Here is a 24,683-nt window from a genome sequence, read left to right on the forward strand (position 1 = left end):
CGGGATGGAGCAGCCCGGTAGCTCGTCAGGCTCATAACCTGAAGGTCGTAGGTTCAAATCCTACTCCCGCAACCAAATCTTCTAAACCAGACCAAACGCTTAGCCTCGCTCCCCGCGAGGCTTTTTGCGTTGCGACAAACACCGTGGAAGCAATGTCGAAGCTGATCTTGATCTTGTCCCGTTCCTTCAAGCGGAACACGACGAAGCCCCCTCAGAAAGGGTCGAGATCAAAATTCCCCGAAACGGAGTTAACAAGCCCATCGATCCCTGTTCGGATGTCGACTGGTTGCGTTGCTAGGTAGATCTTGAACCGGCGAGCGTATTGGAAGGCTTGTGCGCCGCGAACCATTCCGGCACGCCGGTGATGTAGCGGAACGAGGCACGATAGCCCCGGCGCACGTTAATCCGCTCTGACCTCGGGGCTGTCGAAGCCGTCACAGCGGGGTGACGGTATTGAACTGACGGTCGTGCCAGACCAGTGGCTTGGCGTTTGCGGAGAGGTCGATCTTCCGCGGGCGCCCGACGAACAGAACGTGATCGGTCGTCTCGATCTCTCCGACGAGGGCGCAGTCCATCGTGGCCACGGCACCGTGCAGGCGCGGGTGGCCGGAGGGCCAGGTGTCCCATGCGCCGTGCTCGAACCGCTTCTCCGGCGCGACCTTGCCGGCAAAGGCATTGGCGACGGCCTGTTGGTCCGCCTGTAACATGGCGAAGGAAAACCCACCCTGCGCGCGGATCAGCGATGTCAGGCGGGCGCCGGAGTCGATGGAGACCAGCAGCGACGGCGGATCGACCGCCAGCGAGAGCGCTGCGGTGACGGTGCGCCCCACGCGGTCGCCGTCCTGCGCGGCGCTCACAACGCAAACGGTTGCGGCCAGCGCAGACATCGCCTCGCGGAACGCAGCTTGCGTGTCCAGCCCGGCGTCGATCATCGCATAGGAAGCCTGTGAGAGTTCAGTGCTCATGACTATCCTTTTTGCCCCGGCTCGGGCGAGAAATGCGTTTGCAGCTTGTTCGGCACGCCATCCATCTCGTCGGCATTCGCGGGCGGGGTGCCCATCGCGACGATGACAGGCCAGACCTCTGCATATTTACGGTTGAAGTCGACCCAGCCTTCGCCGTCAGGATCGGTGTCGGGGCGGATCGCGTCGGCGGGGCACTCGGGTTCGCAGACGCCGCAGTCGATGCATTCATCGGGATGGATCACGAGAGCATTTTCGCCCTCATAGAAGCAATCGACCGGACAGACCTCGACGCAATCCATGTATTTGCAGGCGATGCAGTTTTCGGTGACGACGTATGTCATGGGGAGGGGCTCATGAGCTTGGAAGAGGCCGTGCGCAGGTGGTGCGCACGGCGCTCGGTGCATCAGGCGAGGTTCGACGCCGCGAACTCGTAATTTGCGAGATTGTCGAGGAAGTTCGTCACGTAGTCCGGCCGACGGTTGCGGAAGTCGACGTAGTAGCTGTGTTCCCAGACATCGAGGCCCAGCAGCGCCGTGCCCTCGCCGGTGGCGAGCGGGTTCACCCCGTTGGGCGTCTTGGTCACGCCGAGGCTTCCGTCCGGCTTCTGGATCAACCAGGCCCAGCCCGAACCGAATTGCCCGGTTGCTGCGGCCTTGAACGCCGCTTTGAAATCGTCGACAGAACCGAAATCGGCGATCAGTCGCGACTCGAGTGCGCCGGGGATGCCGCCACCCTGCGGCGAAAGGGCGTTCCAGAAATGGATGTGGTTCCAGTGCTGTCCCGCCTGGTTGAAGATGCCGTCGCGTGCGGGATCGCCGTAAGTGGCGACGACGATCTCCTCCAGAGTCTTGCCCTGAAGGTCGGCGGTCTTCTCGACGAAGCCGTTGAGCGCCGTCACATAGGCCTGATGGTGCTTGTCGTGGTGTAGTCCGAGCGTTTCCTGGCTCATGCCGCGGTCAGCAAGCGCGGAATGGGAAAAGTTCAGTGCGGGAAGTTCGAAAGCCATGTCAGGTCTCCTGCGGGGGGTGGTTGCGCCGCAGCCTGCGGCGGGTTAATTAATCAAGTAAGTGCTTTGAAAAAGATTGAGGCGAATATGTCAAGCGATAGCTTGGAAAAAGACGCGATGGAAGATTCAGGCTGGTCGCCGCGCTCCGCCTCTGAGCGCATCCTGATGGCGTTGAAGATGCACGGGGCGCTGACCTCGGCGCAGGTCGGGGCCCGCCTCGGCACCACCGGGGAGGCCGCGCGGCAGCAACTGCTGAAACTCGCCGAGGACGGGCTGGTCGCAGATGAACGTCGCGCCTCCGGGCGTGGGCGACCTGCGGTTTTTTGGCATCTGAGCGAAAAGGGGCAGGCTCGGTTTCCGGACACGCATGCTGCGCTGACCGTGGAAATTCTGCGCAGCATTTCCGGTGTTCTGGGGGAGGAGGCGCTCGAGCGCATCATCGAGGCCCGAGAGGCGACGACGCAGGCGCTCTACGAGGCGGAAATGACGGGCTGTGGCGATCTGGCTGCACGGGTCGAGAAGCTGGCCGAGCTGCGCAACGCCGAAGGCTACATGGCATCTGCCGAGCGTGATGGGGACGGCACCCTTCTCCTTGTCGAGAACCATTGTCCGATCTGCGCCGCGGCGACTTTCTGTCAGGGCTTCTGTCGGGCCGAACAGGCGGTGTTCAAGGCTGTGCTGGGCGAGGATGTCTCGGTCGAGCGGGTTGAACATATCGTCGAGGGCGGTCGCCGCTGCACCTATGTCATCCGCGACGCCGTGACATGAGCGCAGGTCGGCCGACCGGCGTTCCGCGCGCTGACCGGGCCCCTGCGTGGAGGTCTTCCACCGCGCAGTCGCCGACACCGCTGAAGGCAGCGTTCGACCTGAGTCGCCGCAACACGCTGGGCTTGCGGTCGTGTGCCCGGTTCGGCGGGGTGCTGCGCACAGAAGCCGAGATCATCGCCGCCGCGCAATATGCCGGGCACCTCGGTCTGCCGTTTTACCTGCTGGGCGGCGGGAGCAACTGCGTGCTGGCCGAAGAGATCGACGGCGTGGTTGGGATCAACGGATTGCTTGGTCGCAGCGTGACGCGTGCTTCCGATGGTGTGCGCGTCACGGCAAAGGCGGGTGAGAACTGGGATGCCCTGGTGCGCTGGACGGTGGAGCAGGGTATCGGCGGCCTCGAGAACCTTGCCGGAATACCGGGCACCGTCGGCGCGGCCCCAGTCCAGAACATCGGCGCCTATGGAGTGGAGCTGAAGGATCTGGTCGAGAGCGTCGACATTATCGACACGGAGACATGGACCGCTCGACGCCTTTCGGCGCGCGACTGCGGCTTCGCCTATCGGCACAGCCGTTTCAAGGAGAGGCCGGGCGTTGAGCTCGTCACCGGGGTCACGCTTCGGCTGCCCACGGATTGGCAGCCGAACCTTGGCTATGCCGGTCTGGCCGACCTGCCCGGCCCGCTCAGCCCGGACGGGATCATGAAAGCCGTTCTGGCCCAACGTGCGGCGAAGATCCCGGACTGGAGGGACATCGGCAATGTCGGGTCTTTCTTTCACAACCCGATCGTCTCGGTCGCGACCGCGCGACGCTTGGCGGACGTCCTGGGGCATCCGGTGCCGGGCGGCGTAAAACTCTCGGCGGCGAGGCTTCTCGATCTCTGCGGCCTGAAGGGGGTCCGCAGGGGCGGTGCCGGATTCTCTGAAGCGCACGCGCTGATCCTCGTGAACCTCGGCGGCGCGACGGTCGAGCACGTCATCGCGCTTGCCGATCACGCCCGAGAGACGGTCCGCGCGCGCTTCGGTGTCTCTCTCGTACAGGAACCGGCACTGATCGGGCGCTGAGCCGACATGCGTGCGTCGCACCGCGAATGATCAGCCCTCTATCCCCGTCGACCGATGCGCTTGCCCTCTGGCGTCAGGCGCTTGCGCGGGGGACGAGCTTGCCCTTGAACGCGCGGTCGAAGTCACGGTCTTCACTGCTTTCGAGCACTTCGACCAGATATTCGGCCATCTCCGTCAGCGGCTGGCGATAGGTGGTCAATGCGTAATTCGGGCTCTGGCATTGCGGCACGTCGTCGAAGCCCGTCACCGCGATATCCTCGGGAATGCGCAGGCCGAGCTTGTGCCGGATCACGTCGATCGCGCCGATGGCGAGCGCGTCGTTCTCGCAGACGAGGATGTCCGGCATCTCATCGCGCGGGCGATCCGTGAGAATCCGGGTCACGACCTGCTCGGCGAGGATCGGGTCATAGGCGGGCACTTCGGCGAATTCGGGGATGGTCCCGAAACGCCGCTCCCAGCAGCCTAGGAAGGTTTCCTTGCGCAGCAGATGCGCGGAATAGGTGCGCGGACCCGCGAGGAAGAGCGGGCGGCGATAGCCCTGTTCCGCAACATAGGCGGCGATCTCCTGCATCGCGGCAGCGTCGTCCACCGCGATCGAGATCGTGTCGGGATGGCGCGAGGTGCGCGCGAAGATAATCAGCTTGTGGAAACGTCGGGCGTGCAGAGCGGTCTCGAGAACCTCATCGTCGAACTGAATCCCGATCAGGATCGCGGCATCGACGCGGCGCTGGCTGGCGTTGAGGATCGCATGGCCCGCATCGTCGCGGTCGAGCGTGTTCACCAGAAGCGTATCCCAGCCATGCTTGCGCAGGATGCGCGTCAGCCGCTCCATCATCACCAGCTTATGCGGGTTGGCGAAGTCATCGACCAGCAGCGCGACGAGGTTCGAGCGATCCGAGGCCAATGCGGCTGCGCGCAGATCGGGCACGTAGCCGAGCTTGCTCGCCGCTTCCATCACCTTGGTCCGGGTCTTGGGCGAAATCGACGCGTCCTTCTTGAAGGCCCGGTTGACCGTCCAGCGCGAGACACCGGCAGCTTCGGCGACATCATCGGCGGTGATGTTGTTTTCGAAATTCGGTCTGCGCACGTCGCTCATCGGGTTCTCCTCAAAAGCTGACCTATCAGCTTTCTTGCCAGCATACACACAGAAAAGAGCGGCAGCGGAGTCCCATTTGCACGCGCGTGCAAAAAATTCTTGCACGCGCGTGCAAAACGGATGATGTTAGCGCCAGTCATCGGTCGAATCGGATCGGTTCTGGGAGGAATGCATGTTGAAAGTCGGGTTGCTGGGCGCCGGCCGTATCGGTCAGGTGCATGCGGTAAATATTGCCGGACATCCGGGCAGCACGCTCGTCGCGGTCTCGGATGTGAACGCGGAGGCGGCGCAGGCGCTCGCCGCGAAATACAACGCGAAAGCGGCAAGTTCCGAGGAGATCATCGCCAATCCCGACATCGACGCGGTGCTGATCGCCACCTCGACAGACACCCATTCGGATCTGATCGAGAAGGCGACGGCAGCAGGCAAGGCCGTGCTGTGCGAAAAGCCGGTCGATCTATCGCTTGAACGGGCGAAAGCCTGCCTCGCGGCGGTTTCGAAAACCGGCCAGCCTGTGATGATCGGCTTCAACCGTCGGTTCGACCCGAATTTCGGCGCGCTGCGCTCTGCCGCCCACGCCGGAGAGATCGGCAAAGCCGAGCTGCTTTCGGTCACGTCTTTCGATCCTGCGCCGCCGCCGGTTTCCTACATCAAGGTCTCGGGCGGGCTGTTCCGCGATATGATGATCCATGATTTCGACATGGCGAATTTCATCATGGACAGTGCGCCGGTCAGCGTTCGCGCGGTTGGCTCCTCCATCGTTGATCCGGCGATCGGGGAGGCGGGCGACGTGGATACGGCCGTGGTCACGCTGACCTATGCCGACGGGCGCATTGCGGTCATCAAGAACTCGCGCCGGGCTGTCTACGGCTACGATCAGCGCGTCGAATTGCTGGGCTCGGAGGGGCTGCTGACCGCGGCCAACATGCTGGAGAACACGGTCTCCAAGTCGACCGTGGCCGGCGTCTCTTCGGCCAAGCCGACCTATTTCTTCCTCGAACGTTACATGCCCGCCTACGCGGCGGAATGGGACGCCTTCGTCACCGCTCTGGCAGAGGGGCACCCAATGCCTGTGACGCTCGAGGATGGCGTGGCCGCGCTCGCGATGGCCGAGGCCGCAACGAAATCCGCCAAGATGGGGGAAGCCGTCGACCTGGCGACGCTCTGAGGCGCTGCCTCGGAGTGGACAGAAATCGCAGGCGCGAGGAGGTGCCTGTGGTTCAAAGGCCGAAGGGATCGGCCGGGCCGCATCAGACGCGACATGGAGGAGCGCGGTGCGGTAACAAACAGAAAGTGAATCTGGGAGGATCACATGAAACAGTTTCTGCGTGCTGCAGTTGCGGCCACCGCTGTGGCTTTCGCTGCACCGGCATTCGCGACGGATATCGTCGTGGTCTCGCACGGGCAGGCCAATGACCCGTTCTGGTCGGTGGTGAAGAACGGCGTCGAGCAGGCGGCGAAGGATACCGGCGTGAACGTCGAATACCGCTCGCCCGAGACCTTCGACATGGTCGCGATGAGCCAGCTGATCGACGCCGCCGTGAACCAGGAGCCTGACGGGCTCGTCGTCTCGATCCCCGATGCGGACGCGCTCGGCCCGTCCATCAAGCGCGCGGTCGAAGCGGGCATTCCGGTGATCTCGATGAACTCGGGTTCGGACGTGTCGAAGTCGCTCGGCGCTCTGCTGCATGTCGGTCAGGACGAGGAAGACGCGGGCAAGCGCGCGGGTGAGAAGCTCAAGGAAATGGGCGGCACAAAGGCGATCTGCGTCAACCAGGAAGTCGGTAACGTCTCGCTCGACCTGCGCTGCAAAGGCTTCGCGGAAGGCTTCGGCGAGTCGACCGTTCTGCCGACCACCAACGACCCGACCGATATCGAGGCCAAGGTGCGTGCGGCGCTGGATTCCGATCCCGATGTCGACACGGTGATGGCGCTCGGTGCGGCGACTGCGGGTGAACCCTCGGTGGCGGCTGTGAAAGCGCTCGGCAAGGGCGGCGGCCAGATCAAGGTGGCGAGCTTCGACATGTCGCCTGGTTTCCTGAAGGCGGTGGAAGATGGTGACGCGGCCTTCGCGATCGACCAGCAGCAGTATCTCCAAGGCTATCTGCCGGTCTCGTTCCTCGCACTCAATGCGAAATACGGCCTGATCCCCGCCTCGAACGTCTCTTCGGGTCCGAACCTGATCACCAAGGACAAGGCCGCCCAGGTGGTCGACCTGTCGGCCAAGGGCATCCGCTGATCCACATCGGATGACATGAACCAGGCGATGCGCGCGCCGACCCTGCAAACGCGCGCGCATCCCACTGGCGCCTGCACGGGCCGTGCTCGGTTCGCCGCGCCATCGACCAGCATTTTCAGGGAGGGCAAAATGCCAGCCGACACCACGGTTACCGACGAGCGCGTCCGCGAGGAGACAGTTCTCGCGCGCTTGATGAAGCGGCCCGAACTGGGCGCGATCGCCGGGCTCATTCTCGTGACGATCTTCTTTCTCTTCACCGCCAATGCGTCGATGTTCACCCTTTCGGGGATCATGAACTTCCTGACGCCCGCGGCCCAGCTCGGCATTCTCGCCATCGGCGCGTCGCTTCTGATGATCGGGGGAGAGTTCGACCTTTCGATCGGCTCGATGGTGGCCTTCGCGGGGATGATCTTCGGCGCGCTCGTCGTCAATCTCGGCCTGCCGCTGATCGTGGCCATTCCCGGCACGCTGATCTTCGCTGGCATGATGGGCGTGGTGAACGGGCAGCTGGTGATCCGCACGGGCCTGCCCTCCTTCATCGTCACGCTGGCTTTCCTGTTCATTCTGCGTGGCCTGTCGCTCGTCGGGCTGAAATATCTGACCGGCGGCTCGACCCAGCTGCGCGGCGTGCGCGATGCGGTGGGCGATGACTGGCTGGCGCCGTTCTTCTCGGGCGATGCGTTCACGGGGCTCTTCGCGAAGCTCGCCGAATGGGGCTGGATCGACACGTTCAAGTCGGGCGCGCCGAAAGTGCCGGGCGTGCCGGTCGAGATCCTGTGGTTCATCGGTATCGCGCTGTTTGCCACCTGGATCCTGCTGCGCACCCCTGCCGGCAACTGGATCTTCGCTGCGGGCGGCGACAAGAACGCGGCCTCCAATTCGGGCGTGCCGGTCAACCGGGTGAAGACGACGCTCTTCATCGTGACCGCCTGTTGCGCCGCGCTTGTTGCCATAATGACCGTGATCGACGCGGGCTCCACCGATGCGCGTCGCGGCTTCCAGAAAGAATTCGAGGCGATCATCGCCGCGGTGATCGGGGGCTCGCTGCTGACCGGCGGTTACGGCTCGGCGATCGGCGCCTTCTTCGGTTCGATCATCTTCGGCATGGTCGTGATCGGCCTGACCTACACCTCGAACGATCAGGACTGGTTCCAGGTCTTCCTGGGCGGGATGCTGCTGCTCGCCGTGATCTTCAACAACGTGATCCGCAAGCGCGTGACGGGGGAACGCTGATATGGAAATTGAGACCGCATTCCACCACGGCGCCGTCGCTGATGACGCCAAACCCCTCCTCGAGATGCGCGGCATCAAGAAGCACTTCGGCAACGTGATCGCGCTGGCCGGTGTCAGCTTCGATATCCGCCCCGGCGAGTGTCACTGCCTTCTCGGCGATAACGGCGCGGGCAAATCGACCTTCATCAAGACGATGTCGGGCGTGCACAAGCCGACCGAGGGCGAGATCTTGTTCGAGGACAAGCCGATGAACTTCTCGAGCCCGCGCGATGCGATGGAGGCCGGGATTGCCACGGTGTTTCAGGACCTCGCGATGATCCCCCTGATGAGCGTGACGCGCAATTTCTTCATGGGGCGCGAACCCACGAAGGGATCGGGCCCGTTCAAGCGTTTCGACGTTAAGCAAGCCAATGAGGTCTGCGTCGAAGAAATGCGCAATATGGGCATCAACCTGCGCGGCCCCGATCAGGCGGTGGGCACGCTTTCGGGCGGCGAACGGCAGACCGTTGCCATCGCCCGCGCGGTCTATTTCGGCGCGAAGGTTCTGATCCTCGACGAGCCGACCTCGGCGCTTGGCGTGCGCCAGACCTCGAACGTGCTCGCCACGATCGACAAGGTGCGCAAGCAGGGCGTGGGTGTCGTGTTCATCAGCCATAACGTGCGCCATGCGATGGCGGTGGGCGACCGCTTCACCGTGCTCAATCGCGGCAAGACGCTGGGCACCGCAACCCGGGGCGAGATCACGCCGAACGAGTTGCAGGACCTGATGGCCGGTGGCCAGGAGATGGCACAGCTCGAAGGCTCGCTCGGCGGCACGATCTGACAAGCGGCAGGGGCGTCGCGCGTCCCTGTTACGGACAAGAATGACTTCAGCAACCGAGGGTGACATGGCGCTTCCGATGCCCGAAACTCCGCTTGGCGTGGCCCTGATCGGGACCGGCTTCATGGGCAAATGTCACGCCATGGCGTGGCGCAACCTCGCGACCGTCTTCGGCGGCGCGCATCCCCGGTTGGAGATCCTCTGCGATACACCGGCGGACAAGGCCCGCGCCTTTGCCACGCAGTTCGGCTTCGCACGCGCCAGCGATGACTGGCAGGCGACTTGCGCCGATCCGGCGGTCAATGTGGTCTCGATCACTGCGCCCAACGGGTTGCACCGCCCGATGGCCGAGACCGCCCTGCGTGCGGGCAAGCATGTCTGGCTGGAAAAGCCGATGGCGCTGACGCTGGAAGATGCGCGGGTGATGGCCGGGCTCGCAGCGGAGCATCCCGGGCAGGTCACGATCCTCGGTTACAACTACCTTCGGTCGCCCGCTTTCCAGATGGCGCGCAAGCTGATCTCGGACGGTGCGATCGGCACGCCCCGCGCCTTCCGGGGCGTCTATGACGAAGACTATTCCGCCGACCCGCGCCTCCCGTGGTCATGGCGGATGACGCGCGAGGCTGGCGGTCTGGGCGCTTTGGGCGATCTGGGCTGCCACCTCGTCTCGCAGATGGTGGCGCTGATGGGGCCGGTGGAGGAACTGACCGCGATGACGCAGATCGCGATCCCCGAGCGCACCTCCTCCGAAGGCCCCAAGCCGGTCGAGAACGAGGATAGCGCGTTGGCTCTGATCCGGTTCGCGAGCGGCGCGCAGGGCTCCTTTGCCACGTCGCGGGTGGCGCGCGGACGTAAGTGTCGCCTGCAATGGGAAATCCATGGCTCGGACGGCACCTTGGTCTTCGATCAGGAGAACATGAACGAGCTGTGGCTGCATCGCGCCGGAGAGGCGGGGTTCACCCGTCACCTGACCGGTCCGGAGCAGCCCGATTTCGCCGCCTTCTGCCCCGCGCCGGGGCATAATTTCGGCTTCAACGAACAGAAAGTGATCGAGGCGCGTGACCTCTGCGCAGTCATCGCGGGCGAACCCAATCGGGGCCCCGATTTCGCCGCGGGTCTGGAGATTGAGACGGTGATCCACGCGATGGCACGCTCCAACGGTGCCCCGATCCGGATCGGAGACATGACATGAAAAACCTCGACGTGATCACGATTGGCCGGGCGGGCGTGGATTTGTATGGGGCGCAGATTGGCGGGCGTCTGGAGGATATGGGTTCGTTCGAGAAGTATATCGGCGGCTCTCCGACGAACATCGCCTGCGGCACGGCGCGGCTGGGGCTGAAGTCGGGCCTCATCACGCGGGTCGGCGACGAGCATATGGGCCGCTTCATCCGCGAGCAGCTTCTGCGCGAAGGTGTCGATGTGACCGGCGTTGCGACCGATCCGGAGCGGCTGACCGCGTTGGTGATCCTCGGCATTCGCGACGAGGAGCAATTCCCGCTGATCTTCTACCGCGAGAACTGCGCGGATATGGCGCTGAGCGAGGAGGATATCGACGAGGCGCTGATCGCGCGGACGCGGAGCGTGCTCGCGACCGGCACGCATCTGTCGCATCCGCGCACGCGGGCGGCGGTTCTGAAGGCGTTGGAACTGGCCCGCAAGCACGGGGCCAAGACCGCGCTCGACATCGACTACCGCCCGAACCTCTGGGGCGTCGCGGGCCATGGCGAGGGCGAGAGCCGCTTCGTCGAGAGCGCCGAGGTCACGTCGAGCCTGATGGCCACGCTGCACCATTTCGACCTGATCGTGGGCACGGAAGAGGAATTCCACATCGCGGGCGGCAGCACCTCCACGATCGAAGCGTTGCGTGCGGTGCGCAAGGTCTCCGATGCCACGCTGGTCTGCAAACGCGGGGCCGCCGGCGCGGTGGCTTTCGAGGGCGATATTCCGGACAGCCTCGATAACGGCCAGACCGGCCCGGGCTTCCCGATCGAGGTGTTCAACGTGCTGGGCGCGGGGGACGGGTTCTTCTCGGGTCTGATGAAGGGCTGGCTCGATGGCGAGAGCTGGCCGAAGGCGCTGGAATACGCCAATGCCTGCGGGGCCTTCGCGGTCTCGCGCCATGGCTGCACGCCGGCGTATCCCTCGCTGACCGAGCTGGAATTCTTCCTCAAGCGCGGCGTCAAACAACCCGATCTGCGCAACGATCCCGAGCTGGAGCAGATCCACTGGTCGACTAACCGCCATACGCGCTCGTTGCCCGATTGGCCGGATTACCGGGTCTTCGCCTTCGATCACCGGATGCAGCTCGAAGAGATGCCGGGCTACACGCTCAAGAAGGGTGGGGCCTTCAAGGAGCTGTGCCTGTCGGCGGCAACCCAGGTGCAGGACGGGCGGCCGGGCTATGGCATTCTGTGCGATGACCGGATCGGGCGCGCGGCGCTGCATGCGGCCTCCGGCTCGGGCCTCTGGATCGGGCGGCCCTGCGAATGGCCGGGCTCGCGCCCGCTGGAGCTGGAGCCGGAACTGGGCCCCGATTGCGGCGGTCTGACCCAATGGGCGCGCGAGGAGGTGGTGAAGGTCCTGTGCTTCTGCCACCCCGACGACGATGCCGAGACGCGGGCCAATCAGGAGGCTACCGTCAAGCGCCTCTTTGCCGCGGCGCGCAGGAACGGGCTGGAATTCCTGCTCGAGATCATTCCGTCCAAGGTGGGACCGGTCGATCCCGACACCACCGCGACCCTGATCCGGCAATTCTACGAGATCGGCGTCTACCCGGATTGGTGGAAGCTGGAACCGATGGCGGACGCGGCCGGATGGGCCAAGGCCGTGGCCGCCATCGAGGAATTCGACAAGCACACCCGCGGTATCGTGGTGCTGGGCTTGGATGCGCCCGAGGCGGAACTGGCGGCGAGCTTCGAGGTCGCGGCCAGTTTCGATCTGGTCAAGGGCTTCGCCGTGGGCCGGACGATCTTCGGCGACGTGGCGCGGGCCTGGATGGCCGATGAGTTGGCCGATGCCGAGGCCGTGGCCGAGATGGCGCGGCGCTACACGAGACTTTGCGGGGTCTGGGACGGGGCGCGGGCGAAGGCGGCCAAGGCCGCTTGAGATGTAAGCGGGGAGGGGGCGCTGCCCCCGCTCCCTGACGGGAGCCCCCCGGGATATTTGGGCCAAGAGGAAGTGGCCCCAGAGAGGAAGAGAGAGATGAGCGAGACGATCCGGCTGACCGCCGCGCAGGCGATGGTGAAGTGGCTCTCGGTGCAGATGACCGAGGATGGCGAGCGGTTCATCGAAGGGATGTGGGCGATCTTCGGGCATGGCAACGTGGCCGGGATCGGCGAGGCGTTGCATGCCTACAAGGACGTCTTCCCGACCTGGCGCGGGCAGAACGAGCAGACGATGGGTCATGCGGCGATCGCCTATGCCAAGGGCAAGAAGCGCACGCGCGCCCATGCGGTGACCAGCTCGATCGGGCCGGGCTCGACGAACCTCGTAACGGCCGCCGCGCTGGCGCATGTGAACCGGCTGCCGGTGCTGATCGTGGCAGGCGACGTGTTCGCCACGCGCCGTCCCGATCCGGTGCTGCAGCAGGTCGAGGATTTCGACGACGGCACCGTCAGTGCCAATGACTGCTTCCGGCCGGTCTCGCGCTATTACGACCGGATTTCGCGGCCTGAGCATATCCTGAGCGCGCTGCCGCGGGCGCTGCGGGTGATGACCGATCCGGCCAATTGCGGCCCCGCCGTTCTGGCCTTCTGTCAGGACACGCAGGCCGAGGCCTATGATTACCCGGTGGAGTTCTTCGAGCCCCGCGTGTGGCGCATTCGCCGTCCGGCGCCGGATGCGGGGGAATTGGCGCGTGTGGCTGAGATGGTGAAGGGGGCCAAGCGCCCGGTGATCATCGCAGGCGGCGGTGTGGTCTATAGCCAGGCCGAGGACGCGCTGGCCGAGTTCGCGTCGAAGCATCAGATTCCGGTGGCGGAGACGCAGGCGGGCAAGTCGAGCCTCGCGCAGAGCCATCCGATGAGCTTCGGGGCCTCGGGCGTCGATGGATCGGCGGCGGCCAACACCGCCTCGCAGAACGCCGATCTGGTGATCGGGGTGGGCACGCGGTTCCAGGATTTCACCACCGGCTCGCGGACGCTGTTCGGGGCCGGGGCGCAGCTCGTCTCGATCAATATCCACGGCTATGACGCGGCCAAGCACGGGGCGGAATGCCTCGTGGCCGATGCCAAGGTCGCGCTGGAGCAGCTGAGCGCGGCGCTTGGCGATTATCGGGCCGAGGCGCCCGATGCCGATGCCCGAGAGGACTGGCTGCGCGCGGTCGACGCCTATTGCGCGCGTCCCGAGGATCAGGCGGCGCTGCCGACCGACGGACAGGTGATCGGCGCGGTGCAACGCGCCACCGCTGAGGACGCGGTCGCGATGTGCGCGGCTGGCACGATGCCCGGCGCGCTGAAGCTTTTGTGGAAGCCCTCTCAGGGGGGCTATCACATGGAATACGGCTATTCCTGCATGGGCTACGAGGTGGCGGGGGCGATGGGCCTCAAGCTCGCGCGGCCCGAGCGCGATGTGCTCTGCTTCGTGGGTGACGGCTCCTACATGATGGCGAATTCGGAGCTCGCGACGGCGGTGATGCGCCGCGTGCCCTTCACGGTGATCCTGACCGACAACCGCGGCTATGGCTGTATCAACCGGTTGCAGACGATGGGCTGCGGCGGCGAGCCCTTCAACAACATGTATGTCGATTGCAATGTCGCAGCGCAGCCGGAGATCGACTACGTCGCGCATGCCGCGGCGATGGGCGCGCATGCGGTGAAGGCGGCCAATACCGACCAGCTGGAAGCGGAAGTGAAAGCCGCGCGCGAGCGCGACATCCCGACGGTGATCGTAATCGACACGGTGGCCAAGGACTTCCCCGGAACCGGGCTGAAGACCAGCGCTGGCGAACACGGTTTCTTCTGGGACGTCGCGGTGCCCGAAGTCTCGGACCGCCAAAAGCAGCGCGACCGCTTCGAGGAATACCTGACCCAGATTGCAAACGCGCGGCTGGTGAATTGAGGAGGAGAGAGATGATCCGTTTCGGCACGAACCCGATTGCCTGGGCCAATGACGACGACCATTCCCTGGGCGCGCATATCCCGACCGAGCAGATCCTGCGCGAGGCCGCCGAGATTGGCTTCGACGGGATCGAGAATGGCCATCGCTGGCCGCAGGATGATCCCGAAGCGCTCAAGCAGCTGCTGGGCGGCTACGGGTTGGCTTTCGTCTCCGGGTGGTATTCGCTGAACCTTCTGACGCAATCGGTTGAAGATGAGAAAGTGGCGATCCAGCAGCATCTCGACAAGCTCAAGCATAATGGCTGCACCGTCTGTATTGCCTGTGAGACGTCGAACTCGGTGCAGGGGCAGGACGTGCCGCTGTCGGAGAAGCCGGTGTTGAGAGAGGCCGAGATGGCCGCGTTCGGGGCGAAGATCGAGGAGCTGGCGGCGTTCACGGCCGGGCAGGGCATCGATCTCGTCTATCACCACCACATGGGCACCGTCGTCGAGACGCCTGTCGAGATCGACGCGTTCATGGCGGCGACGGGGCCTGCGACGAAGCTGCTGTTCGATGCTGGGCATTGCTATTTCGGCGGCGACGGGGTCGATCCCGCGCCGATGCTGCGCAAATACGTCGACCGCGTGCGCCATTTCCACGCCAAGAACGTTCGCCCCGAGGTGATGCGGCAGGTGCGCGACACCGGCATGAGTTTTATGGACGGGGTGCGCGCAGGTGTCTTCACCGTGCCGGGTGATCCCGAGGGCGGCGTGGAGTTCGGACCGCTCCTGCGGATTCTGAAAGAGGCGGGCTATGACGGCTGGATCGTGATCGAGGCCGAGCAGGATCCCGACCAGCGCAACCCGTTTGAGTATCAGTCCTTGGGGCTGAAGACGTTGAAAGGCGCGGCTGCCGAGGTGGGGTTGATCGCGGGTTGAGACCGGGAGGGGGCTCTGCCCCCGCTCCCTGACGGGAGCCCCCCCGGGATATTTTGAGCAGTTGGAAGGAGAAAGACATGGCGGATCTGTTGCGCAAACCCTTTGGGGCCCACGGCAAGGTGCACGAGATTACCCCGCAATCGGCGGGCTGGCGCTATGTCGGGTTCTCGCTCTACCGGCTGCGCGCGGGCGAGAGCGCGGCGGAGGCCACCGGTCCGAACGAGGCGATCCTCGTGATGGTCGAGGGCAAGGCCACGATCAGGGCCGCCGGGCAGGACTGGGGTGTCTTGGGCGAGCGGATGGATGTCTTCGAAAAGACGCCTCCGCATTGCCTCTATGTGCCCAACGATCAGGACTGGGAGGCCGTGGCCGAGACCGATTGCACGATCGCGGTCTGTCTCGCGCCCGGCAGGGGCGGCCACAAGGCGCGCCGTATCGGGCCCGACGGGATCAGCCTGACCGAGCGCGGCACGGGCACCAACACGCGCTACATCAACAATATCGCGATGGAGGTGGAGGATTACTGCGACAGCCTTCTGGTGACCGAGGTCTTCACGCCTGCGGGGCATTGGTCGTCCTATCCGAGCCACCGTCACGACGAGGATGACTTTCCGCGCATCACCTATCTCGAAGAGACCTATTACCACCGCCTGAACCCGGCGCAGGGCTTCGGCATCCAACGGGTTTATACCGAAGACGGGACGCTCGATGAGACGATGGCGTTGAGTGATGGCGACGTGGTGCTGGTGCCGCGCGGGCATCATCCCTGCGGCGCGCCTTACGGGTTCGAGATGTATTACCTCAACGTCATGGCCGGGCCGCGTCGGAACTGGCGGTTCCAGGCGGATCCGGCGGTGCAGTGGATCATGGAGCGCGATGCCTGAGGGCATCCGGGTGGAGAAGATGATGGAACAACCGTTTCAACTGGCGGCCTGCGCCGAGATGCTCTGGCGCGACCGGCCGATCGAATGGCGCGCAGCGCGGCTGACCGAGATGGGCTTCGGCGTGGGGTTGTGGAACTGGCCGGATCACGACCTCGATAAGCTCGAGGCGGTGGGGGCGAATTACACGATCATGAACGGCTATCTGGAGGGGCGGCTGAGTGACCCAGCGGGGGCGGAAATGCTGCTGCGCTCGGCGCGTGAGACCGCGGCGGTCGGTAAGCGGCTGGGCGTGGATCGGCTCAACCTGCACGGCACAGGTCTTGGGGACGGCGGCCTGCCGATCCCGCAGCATGGCAGCTTCGCGCCGGGCAGCTTCCAGCGGGCCTGCGATACGCTGAACCGGATTTGCGATCTGGCCGAGGAAGAGGGGGTGGTCTTCACGCTCGAGAACCTCAATCCTATCGACCATCCGGGCTGCCCCTTCGGCTCTACCGCGGATGTGCTGGCGCTGGTCTCGACCGTCGATCGCCCGCAGCTGCGGATCAATCTCGACCTCTATCATACGCAGATCGGCGAAGGGGATCTGATCCGCTGGTGCAAGGCGAGCCTGCCCTGGATCGGTGAGGTCCAGGTGGCCGACAATCCGGGGCGCTTCGAGCCGGGCACAGGTGAGATCAACTATGCCGGTGTGGCGAAAGCGCTGCAGCAGATGGGCTATCGCGGTCCGGTCGCCATGGAGGCCTTCGCGCAGGGCGATGAGGAGGCGGCACTCGAGGCGTTCCGCGCCGCCTTCACACTCTGAGACCCGTCGATATGCAAAGCGGAGTGCTGGTCGCGCTTCCGATCCGCATACTGTTCCGTTCCGCCACTGAAGTGGACCGTCGCGCCAGTGGCACGACGACACCAAAGACCACACGGTGCTTTGGGTTAACGTCCACCGGCCCCGGAATCCCTTGTCCCGATGGACCAGGGCCAGTCATGCCCTAACTGTCAAACCCGACCACTCAGGTGGGGCTGATCACCGGCCCGACCAAGTCGCTGGAACTGGGTCAGACCGAGACGCTGGAGAGCGGTCTCGTCTGGCTTCGGCATCGCGTGACCAAGGAAAGCTGAAATGCCCGTTACCCCCAAAGCCCCGCTCGCCATCGTGGCGCTTGCGACACTCCTGTCCCTCGTCGTCTTCACCCTGCCGCTGACCACGCTCGAGGCGATGACCGCCGCGCTCGGGCTTGGCCCGGCGCAGCAGGCGTGGATCATGTCGGGGATGCCGCTGGGAGCCGCCTGCGGGCTTCTGATCGCCGGGGCCTTCGGGGATACGCTGGGGCGGAGGCGGACCTTCGTGGGCGGGCTTTGGCTTACCGCGCTCGCTTCTGTTGCTGCCGCGCTCGCGCCGACCGGTCTGTTTCTGATCGTCGCGCGTGTCGTGCAGGGCCTCGGCAGCGCCGGGATCATGGCCTGCGGCCTCGGGCTTCTGGGCCAGATCTACGAGGGCGAGCCACGCCGCCGTGCCGCCGCGATCTGGGCCGCGGGCCTTGGCGCGGGCGTGGCGCTCGGGCCGATCCTTGCCGCGGCGCTGCTGCCGATTGGGGGATGGCCCGCAGGGCATTGGGCGATCGCGCTCGCTGCGACCATCCTTGCGCTGAGCGCCTCGGCCCGCCTGCCCGAGAGCCCGCGCAGCCCGCATAGGGTCGACCTCACGGGCGGCCTGCTTCTGATGCTCGGCCTCGGCTGCCTGCTCTCGGCGCTCACCGAGTTGCGGTTGGGAGCTTTCGGCGTGGTGGGCTTGCTCGCATTGGGCGCGCTGGCCTTTCTGGCTCTCTTTTTGCGCACCGAACGCCGGGCTCCGAACCCGATCCTGCGGCTCGATCTCTTTGCCCATGCGCCCTTCACCGGCGCGACACTCGCGGCTTTCGCCTCGGGCGCGGGCGTGCTTGCGCTGATGTCTCTGGTGCCAACCGTGCTGGTGCGCGGCATGGGGCAGACGCCACTTACGGCCGCTTTCGTTCTCCTCGCATGGTCGGCGTTGACCGCGATCGCCGCGCTCAACGCGCATCGCTTGCCCGCGCGCTGGACCTCGCGCCAGCGCGTGATCGGCGGGATCGTCGGCTGCGGGGTCGGGCAGGCCCTGATGCTGCTTGCGACGCCTGCGGCGAGTTGGGCGATCCTCGTGCCGGGGCTGCTGATTGCCGGGGTCTCGAACGGTATCCTGAACGCCGCACTAGGGCATGAGGCGGTGCAATCCGTGCCGCCCGAGCGCGCGGCGATGGGGTCGGCTGCCAACAATACCGCGCGCTACCTCGGCTCCGCCCTCGGGATCGCCTTGATCTCGATCCTGATTGCCGGACGCGATGGCGAGCGCTTCTTCGCGGGCTGGCACGAGGCCGTGGTGATGAGCACCTTGTTCAGCGGACTGGCAGTGTTTGCGATGCTCGGTCTCGCCCGCGAGCGCGGTTCCCTCGGTGCGCGATGAGCGCAGTCCCGTGTCAGGCGTCGCCGCCGCATCGTCGGACCGCTCGCTGAGGATCCAGGTGGCCGCACCCTGAACGTGCTCGGGGCGTGCGGCTACTGCCGGGTCAGCCTCACCGTGAACCCACCGCCACTCATGCTGAATGTAGCAAGCCTGCGTGCGTCATAGGCGGCATGCACATCGAACGACTTGAAGTAAAACGGCCAGACATATCCGGGCCCCAAGACAACGCGATAGGATAGGTCGCAGATCACGGTGTCGTCGTTTTGCTTCTTGGCTGTCGTTGCCATCTGCACCACGCGTCGACCATCATACATGGCCATTGGCGAAGGACAGGTTTCACCATTTGCCAGCTTTGCGAAGAATTCCGTCGGGGAGATCACACCGGCGGGGACTTTTCCGGCGTCCGTCATCTCGGTCATCTCCGAGCGCGGTGTAATCTTAACGGCCGTCACGGTGTCCGCGTCTCGGACGATCGCGATATCGCGCGTTTCGCTGCCCCGGCTCGTCCCGAGGTAATCGACCTCATGACCTTTGGCCTGCGTCACCGCCTCGAAGGTTCCGTCGTCCAAGCCGAACGGCGTGTTGTCGAGCGAGAGCAGCAGTTTCGCATTACTGCCTTGCCCCTCGAATTGCAGCATGCCCAGGGATCGGTGGCCCAGCGTGACCTTGTAGATTTGCTTTTCGGCCGCTGCCGGTCCCGCCAGCAGCCCGAAAAAAGTCGCAACGAGAAGAAGAATGCGTGTCATGAAATATCCGTAGGCTAATGCTTTTTTTGTCACGCCTACTTCCTCCCATATAGCTGTGCGATATCCAACTCCGTGAAGGAGGGCCGACAACCGGACAAAATCGCAAAGATCTTTCCGGAAACAGTGTATCTGCGCGGTTCGACTTCTGCGTGGCCACAGGGCCCTGTAGGATTGCGCGCAATGTTGCGGGCTGTACGCTGAATTCGTTAGTAGTTTCTGGCGAGCTTCAAGCAAAGCTTTGCGGGTCTTTTGCGCATAGATTTGCGCAAATTTCGCGTAACTTTGCGTTTTAAGTCAGTATCCTACGAAGCGAAATCTTTCCGAGCCGACCTTAGCATTTCCAGTTTTGATGGAAAGAAAAACGAGCCCATATTCTTAGCATTTTTTGGAACTGGGAAACTCGGTGGCTCCGATTCCGAGATTATTTTTCGCGCCAACTCCGAGAACGCCCGAAATCAAGATCTTGGTCAGCATTGCCGCGGAGGCACCGCTCACTGGAGATACTGTCGGCCTCAAACCGGCCATTTCGCCCTGTCGCAGCTACCTACTGCTTGGGCTACGTTTCTGAAGGAGGCTCCTGCTGCCTTCCCTCCGAAGCATTGTAGGTGCCTTCACTTGTGTTCTCAGTCATGAAACGCTGGCTCACGGGTCGTTGGTTAGTTAAAGAGGCCAAATCCGGTTCGCGAATTTGCCATTACGGACAAGGAGCAGATTTGCCTGTAACTCTGTCGGGCACACTTCTGGCTCATCGTCGTCAAGGTCTGCCTTCGGAGGATTCCCCACGGGGTGGGTGCGGGCATAGGTAGCAGCGCCCTCGAATGCTTCTCTTGGAATCGAGGGATGCTCTTCACAGAGATCATCCAAGGTATCGCCGTCGCCAAGCCTGACAAGCACAGATCTGCAAGTGATCCGCGTGCCTTTAATCACCGGGTTTGGGCGATACTGCGCCGCAGACATGGCTCTCAGATGGGCAGTCTGCACCCCTCCGCTTAGCAGGTCGCTGAGGTCTTCCAGAGGCCGAAAGGGAATGATGGCCAACACTCTATCTTGGCGCACAGCAACCTAAGAGACTCCCGGCGCGCGAAACAGGTGTGTCAGGGAGAGCGGATGCAATACTTGCGAACCGCGTCCACCGCCGCCTCAGTTGGGAGATAATCGCGGGCGACTGGAAGTTCAGGTCCGGTTCAACCGCACGAACAGCAGCCAGAACATCGCGCTGAGAAGTGGCAGCGTCACCAACAGAACGAGCGAGGACAGGGCGAAGATGATCGGCACCTGGCTTTGCTGGGCTGCCGCCTGCACCCAGTTCCACACCGGCATGGTCTCTGATGTGCCGCGCAGAAAGATCGTCCGCATGACCTCGTTGAAGGACATCAGGAAGCCGAAGAGGCCCGCACTGACGATGCCCGGCATGAGGATCGGAAATTCGATATCCTTGAAGACGCGCCAGTCGCTCGCCCCGAGGTCGCGTCCCGCCTCGATCAGGGTATGGTCGAAGCGCAGTGTCACGACGAGCACGATCAGGAGTGCGAAGGGCAGGGCCCAGACATAGTGCCCCACGGCGATCGACCAGAAGCCCAGATCGAGACCGAGCACGGACTGGCTGAAGATGAAGAGGGCAGCGCCCATCGACATGCCGGGCACGAAGAGCGGCAGGACGAAGACGAGGAGCATCGGGCCGGGGCTGGCCATGCGCGGTACTTCGCGCCCGATCACTGTGGCGGTGACTGCGCTAACCAATCCGACGATCAGGCCAATCACGATGCTGGACACGAAGGGCATGTGCCAGTCGCTGCTCGCGAACAGTGCCTGATAGTGGCGCAGCGAGAAGGCGCCGGGGATGCCGGAGAGCGGGTCGCTCGAGATCGACAGCAAGACGAGCCAAAGCAGCGGGAAGTAGATCAGCGCGAGCATCGCGATGCCCATCCATTTGCCGAGCCGCTTCCAATTCGGGTTGTAGCTGGTTTCGAGCGAAACGGGGCCTGTCGTGGCGGTCATGTCGGTCATTGGTCTTTCCTTTTGCCCGTGGTCATCGGCGCAGCGCGAGTCTCGCGCCGCCGAGGTGGCGCAGGATGAGGGCCATCACCGCGAGGATCAGCAGCAGGAGGCCGATCACGAAAGCGGAGAGGGCGGCGACGACGGGATAGCGCAGGGCGGTGTAGGCGCTCTCGATCGAGCTCGACAACAGGTTCACGAAGCCGCCGCCCAGCATTCCCGGCTCGACCCAAGCAGCCAGTGCCGGTCCGAGCGTGAAGACGAAGCCCGCCATCACGCCGGGCAGGGAGAGGGGCACGATCACCTTCCACAGGGTCTGTGCCGGGGTCGCCCCGAGGTCGTTGGAGGCCTCGATCAGGGTATCGTCGATGAGGATGATGGCCATGTAGATCGGCAGGACCATCGGGGGGAACAGGGCCGGGATCATCCCGAAATGCACCGAGAATTCCGAATAAAGCAGCCAGTCGAGCGGCGCATCGGTGATCCCGGTCGACATGAGGACGGTGTTGATCAGGCCGTTCTGACCGAGGATCGCGCGCCAGACGATCGTGCGCGACGACAGGTCGAGGAAGAACGGAATGGTCAGCAGCGCGAGGAACACGGCACGGGCCATCTGGCTGCGCGCTCCCTTGGCGAGCCAGAGCGCGAAGGGAAAACCGATGGCGAGCTCGATCAGCGTCACGGTCAGCGCGATGCGCAGCGTGCGTAGCGTGACCTCCCAGCGCCCCGAGGCGAAGAGGCCCTTCCACGTCTCGAGGCTCGGCTCGTAGATCGTCTGGAAATACTCGGTCGAAAAGAAGCTGTAGACGAACAGGATGAGGAGCGGAACGATGACCAGCACGGTCCAGGCCGCGCAGATCACCCATAGCGCCACGGTTGCGACGGGGATTCTCATGGCGGGCTTGCGGCCTTTGTCCTTCGGTCTGGTCTGCGTCATGGGCGCATCCAATTCGGCGTTCATGGTCATCTATCTTCCTGTGGTGTTCGGCCTTTGGCGAGGCCGGGTAGCGTCCCCCGCAGGCGCGGAGGACGCGAAGGGATCAGGCGTTGAGGAACCGCTGCCACTGCTCCTCGATGTCGGACGCGTTCTGCGGCGTCGTGGTCGAGGTGAAGGGTTTCTCGAACTTGCGGTTCACCTTGGCTTCGGTGGCGCGCAGGGCTTCGATTTCCGCGTCGCTCCAGCCGTTCTCTTCGGCATAGGCCACGCCGAGGTCCATGTTCGGGCCGGCATAGCCACGATCGCGGGCCTGAAGCGCACGGTATTCGCCGCCGAGGAAGTAGTTCAGCATCTTGTAGATGTTGTCGACGTTGTCGCGTTCCATCGCGGGGGCGGCGACATAGGCGCCGTGGCCCCATTTGAAGTAGCCCTCGACTGTGTAGGCGTAACGAGTCGCGTTCTCGCCCAGCACGTTGTTGGCTTCACGCACTGCCGGTTCCCAGCAGTTGATCACGTCGACTTCCTTGTTGGTCAGAAGCTGGATCTGCTCCTCGAAGGCACCGTAGAGCGTGCGGAACTGACCCGCTTTCTTGCGCTCGATGAGGAAGTCCGCGACCACCGCCGCTTCTTCGGCGGTCATGTCCGAGACATTCTTAATGTCGGCCTTGCCGGTTTCCTTCAGGTAGAGCGCGGCGGAGGGCATCGAGTAGCTCCAGCCCTGCCCGTAGGCGACGCGGCCACGAGTGGCTTCGTCTTCGAACATCAGCGACCACGAGAGTTCTTCCTCGCTTGCGGGATCGACGCCGATGGCCTCGGGCACATAGCCGAAGCTGTCGGCGTTGCCGATGACCGGAACGCCCCACTGGTTGCCCTCTTCGTCGGTGACGACAGGCGAGCGTTTCCAGGCATCCGACGTGCGCTCCCACAGGGTGAGTTCGGGGTGGTCCGTCTCGATCTTGGCATACATGCCGCGCGGGCCGAGAATGTCTTCGGTGCCGCTCTCGAAGATGTAGATGTCGGTGCTGTCACCGAGGTTCGACGCCATGATGTCGCGCATGAAGACGCCGACATCGTTCGAGGTGCCGTTGAGTTCGCACTTGATGCCGAGGCTGGCTTCGAGCGGCGACCAATCCTTGAGCGCGGCGGTCGGAACGCCGTAAGCCCGCACGACGGGCATATCCTGCGCCATCGCACCACGGGGGGCGAGACCGGTAGCCGCGAGGGCTGCCGTCCCGGCAACCGCGCCCATGCCGCGAAGCATGTTGCGCCGGGTCAGTTCGATCTGGTCGAACGTAGAGTGCTTGTCTTTCATATTTCCTTCTCCTGTTGGGGCTTCGCGCCGTCTCGAGCGGCTGCGTAAGCCAGTTTTCCCGAAGGTGGACCGATCGACGCGATCAGCCCTTGTGTTCGGGGAAAATCACGGCATCCGAGAGCTTCCAGCCAACCCGCGAGATGGCGCCCTTCTCGTTGGGCGCACCGTGCCAGGACCGAAGACGCAGCGTGCCCGCTTTCGTCTCGACCATCATGTCGGTGTATTTCCCGCGATAGACGCGGTTGGACAGGGTGGCATCGAGCCCGTCCTCGTCGGCTGCGACCGGTCCGATCCGTTCGGCCCGGATGGCAAGGTTGATGGCGCCGCCCGGCTGAATGTCAGAGGTGGCGAGAGTGCCGCGCACGACTGCGCCGCCGACCAGTTCCACCTCGCCGATCTCGCCGTCCTTGCGCAGAAGCTTGCCGTCGAGAATGTTCTCATAGCCCATGAAATCCGCAGCGAAGCGCGTCACCGGGCGGTCAAACAGGTCGAGCGGCGCGCCGCTTTGCTCGATCCGGCCGTGTTTCATCAGAACGACGCGGTCGCTCATGGTCAGCGCTTCTTCCTGGGAGTGCGTTATGTAGATGAAGGTCATGCCAAGCTTGCGCTGAAGCTCCATGAGCTCCAGCTGCATGTCCTGACGCAGGCGTTCGTCGAGAGCGCCGAGCGGTTCGTCGAGAAGCAGGATTGCGGGACGGGTGACGACCGCGCGCGCAAGTGCCACACGCTGGCGTTCCCCGCCCGAGAGCTGCCCGATGGAGCGGTCGGCCTTGGCCCCGAGCTGGACCATCTCCAGCGCACGCTTCGCTTCGGCGGTCGAATCCTGGGCCGTACGGCCGCGGATGCGCAGGCCGTAGGCCACGTTCTCGATCACGTTCATATGCGGGAACAGCGCGTAGTTCTGGAACACCGTGGTGCAGTTGCGCTTGGCCGCGGGCAGCCCAACGACATCTTCGCCCCCGATGCGCAGGCGGTCGACCGAATAGGGAGTTTCCAGCCCGGAGATCACGCGCAGCATCGTCGTCTTGCCCGAGCCGCTGGAGCCGAGGATCGTCAGGAATTCGCCCTTCGCTGCGGAGAGCGACACATCGGACAGCGCGGTGACCCTGCCGTACTTGTGGACGACATTGCTGACCTCGAGCATGGGTTCGCTGTGCATATCCTTCATTTCAT

22 protein-coding genes are annotated in these 24,683 nt (G+C 64.2%); 13 read left to right on the top strand and 9 right to left on the bottom strand.

What is annotated here, in order from left to right; translation table 11 throughout:
* Nucleotides 1–434: 434 nt before the first annotated feature.
* The 3 genes from BMI89_RS11950 to BMI89_RS11960 all read right to left on the bottom strand — a co-directional run bounded on the left by BMI89_RS11950 (nt 435) and on the right by BMI89_RS11960 (nt 1,971).
* Complete coding sequence (locus BMI89_RS11950; RefSeq protein WP_078571094.1) at nt 435–965, bottom strand: flavin reductase family protein; 531 nt, start codon at nt 963–965, stop codon at nt 435–437.
* A gap of 2 nt (nt 966–967) precedes the next feature.
* Nucleotides 968–1,306, bottom strand: a complete 339-nt coding sequence (gene fdxA, locus BMI89_RS11955; protein WP_078523452.1) for a ferredoxin FdxA — start codon at nt 1,304–1,306, stop codon at nt 968–970.
* Nucleotides 1,307–1,368: 62 nt separating this feature from the next.
* The gene (locus tag BMI89_RS11960) at nt 1,369–1,971 is read right to left on the bottom strand and encodes a superoxide dismutase (protein ID WP_078571095.1); all 603 of its coding nucleotides are present in this window, start codon (nt 1,969–1,971) and stop codon (nt 1,369–1,371) included.
* An 87-nt stretch (nt 1,972–2,058) separates the two neighbouring features.
* Here BMI89_RS11960 and BMI89_RS11965 point away from each other — a divergent pair, with 87 nt between their 5' ends.
* Entirely contained in the window at nt 2,059–2,739 is a 681-nt protein-coding gene (locus BMI89_RS11965; protein ID WP_246832025.1) for a metalloregulator ArsR/SmtB family transcription factor, read from the top strand.
* The gene (gene murB / locus BMI89_RS11970) at nt 2,736–3,800 is read left to right on the top strand and encodes a UDP-N-acetylmuramate dehydrogenase (protein WP_078571097.1); all 1,065 of its coding nucleotides are present in this window, start codon (nt 2,736–2,738) and stop codon (nt 3,798–3,800) included. Before BMI89_RS11965 ends, murB begins: the two co-directional genes overlap by 4 nt.
* A gap of 73 nt (nt 3,801–3,873) precedes the next feature.
* On the opposite strand, the gene BMI89_RS11975 is transcribed toward murB, so the two are convergent.
* On the bottom strand, nt 3,874–4,896 hold the full coding sequence (locus BMI89_RS11975) for a LacI family DNA-binding transcriptional regulator (RefSeq protein WP_078549663.1): 1,023 nt from the start codon (nt 4,894–4,896) through the stop codon (nt 3,874–3,876).
* A gap of 172 nt (nt 4,897–5,068) precedes the next feature.
* Between BMI89_RS11975 and iolG the strand changes: the two genes are divergently transcribed.
* The 11 genes from iolG (at nt 5,069) to BMI89_RS12030 (ending at nt 18,520) form a co-directional block, all read left to right on the top strand.
* Entirely contained in the window at nt 5,069–6,064 is a 996-nt protein-coding gene (gene iolG / locus BMI89_RS11980; protein ID WP_078571098.1) for an inositol 2-dehydrogenase, read from the top strand.
* 144 nt (nt 6,065–6,208) lie between these two features.
* Nucleotides 6,209–7,135, top strand: a complete 927-nt coding sequence (locus BMI89_RS11985; protein ID WP_078571099.1) for a sugar ABC transporter substrate-binding protein — start codon at nt 6,209–6,211, stop codon at nt 7,133–7,135.
* Nucleotides 7,136–7,264: 129 nt separating this feature from the next.
* Nucleotides 7,265–8,368 (top strand): ABC transporter permease, encoded by a 1,104-nt coding sequence (locus BMI89_RS11990; RefSeq protein ID WP_078571309.1) that lies wholly within the window; start codon nt 7,265–7,267, stop codon nt 8,366–8,368.
* A gap of 1 nt (nt 8,369) precedes the next feature.
* A complete protein-coding gene (locus BMI89_RS11995; protein WP_078571100.1) occupies nt 8,370–9,191 on the top strand; it encodes an ATP-binding cassette domain-containing protein in 822 nt (273 codons plus the stop codon).
* Nucleotides 9,192–9,255: 64 nt separating this feature from the next.
* On the top strand, nt 9,256–10,380 hold the full coding sequence (locus tag BMI89_RS12000) for a Gfo/Idh/MocA family oxidoreductase (RefSeq protein WP_078571101.1): 1,125 nt from the start codon (nt 9,256–9,258) through the stop codon (nt 10,378–10,380).
* Nucleotides 10,377–12,296 (top strand): 5-dehydro-2-deoxygluconokinase, encoded by a 1,920-nt coding sequence (iolC, locus tag BMI89_RS12005; protein ID WP_078571102.1) that lies wholly within the window; start codon nt 10,377–10,379, stop codon nt 12,294–12,296. The genes BMI89_RS12000 and iolC overlap by 4 nt, the downstream gene beginning before the upstream one ends.
* Nucleotides 12,297–12,392: 96 nt before the next feature.
* Complete coding sequence (gene iolD, locus BMI89_RS12010) at nt 12,393–14,249, top strand: 3D-(3,5/4)-trihydroxycyclohexane-1,2-dione acylhydrolase (decyclizing) (protein ID WP_078571103.1); 1,857 nt, start codon at nt 12,393–12,395, stop codon at nt 14,247–14,249.
* A gap of 11 nt (nt 14,250–14,260) precedes the next feature.
* Nucleotides 14,261–15,166, top strand: a complete 906-nt coding sequence (gene iolE, locus BMI89_RS12015; RefSeq protein ID WP_078571104.1) for a myo-inosose-2 dehydratase — start codon at nt 14,261–14,263, stop codon at nt 15,164–15,166.
* Between the two features lie 77 nt (nt 15,167–15,243).
* Complete coding sequence (gene iolB / locus BMI89_RS12020) at nt 15,244–16,050, top strand: 5-deoxy-glucuronate isomerase (protein WP_078571105.1); 807 nt, start codon at nt 15,244–15,246, stop codon at nt 16,048–16,050.
* Between the two features lie 22 nt (nt 16,051–16,072).
* A complete protein-coding gene (locus tag BMI89_RS12025; protein ID WP_078571311.1) occupies nt 16,073–16,852 on the top strand; it encodes a TIM barrel protein in 780 nt (259 codons plus the stop codon).
* A gap of 312 nt (nt 16,853–17,164) precedes the next feature.
* On the top strand, nt 17,165–18,520 hold the full coding sequence (locus BMI89_RS12030; RefSeq protein WP_078571106.1) for an MFS transporter: 1,356 nt from the start codon (nt 17,165–17,167) through the stop codon (nt 18,518–18,520).
* Between the two features lie 92 nt (nt 18,521–18,612).
* On the opposite strand, the gene BMI89_RS12035 is transcribed toward BMI89_RS12030, so the two are convergent.
* From BMI89_RS12035 to BMI89_RS12060, 5 genes are all read right to left on the bottom strand, one after another.
* Nucleotides 18,613–19,266 (bottom strand): hypothetical protein, encoded by a 654-nt coding sequence (locus tag BMI89_RS12035; protein WP_078571107.1) that lies wholly within the window; start codon nt 19,264–19,266, stop codon nt 18,613–18,615.
* Nucleotides 19,267–20,439: 1,173 nt separating this feature from the next.
* Nucleotides 20,440–21,273 carry an ABC transporter permease subunit gene (locus tag BMI89_RS12045; protein WP_078571109.1) on the bottom strand — a complete coding sequence of 278 codons (834 nt, stop codon included), beginning with the start codon at nt 21,271–21,273 and terminating at the stop codon, nt 20,440–20,442.
* A gap of 22 nt (nt 21,274–21,295) precedes the next feature.
* Entirely contained in the window at nt 21,296–22,198 is a 903-nt protein-coding gene (locus BMI89_RS12050; protein ID WP_158522149.1) for an ABC transporter permease, read from the bottom strand.
* Between the two features lie 103 nt (nt 22,199–22,301).
* Nucleotides 22,302–23,510 (bottom strand): hypothetical protein, encoded by a 1,209-nt coding sequence (locus BMI89_RS12055; protein WP_078571110.1) that lies wholly within the window; start codon nt 23,508–23,510, stop codon nt 22,302–22,304.
* Between the two features lie 82 nt (nt 23,511–23,592).
* Nucleotides 23,593–24,678 (bottom strand): ABC transporter ATP-binding protein, encoded by a 1,086-nt coding sequence (locus BMI89_RS12060; RefSeq protein ID WP_078542421.1) that lies wholly within the window; start codon nt 24,676–24,678, stop codon nt 23,593–23,595.
* Between the last annotated feature and the right edge of the window lie 5 nt (nt 24,679–24,683).

This window comes from Thioclava sp. F36-7, from assembly GCF_002020075.1.
Classification (GTDB): domain Bacteria; phylum Pseudomonadota; class Alphaproteobacteria; order Rhodobacterales; family Rhodobacteraceae; genus Thioclava; species Thioclava sediminum.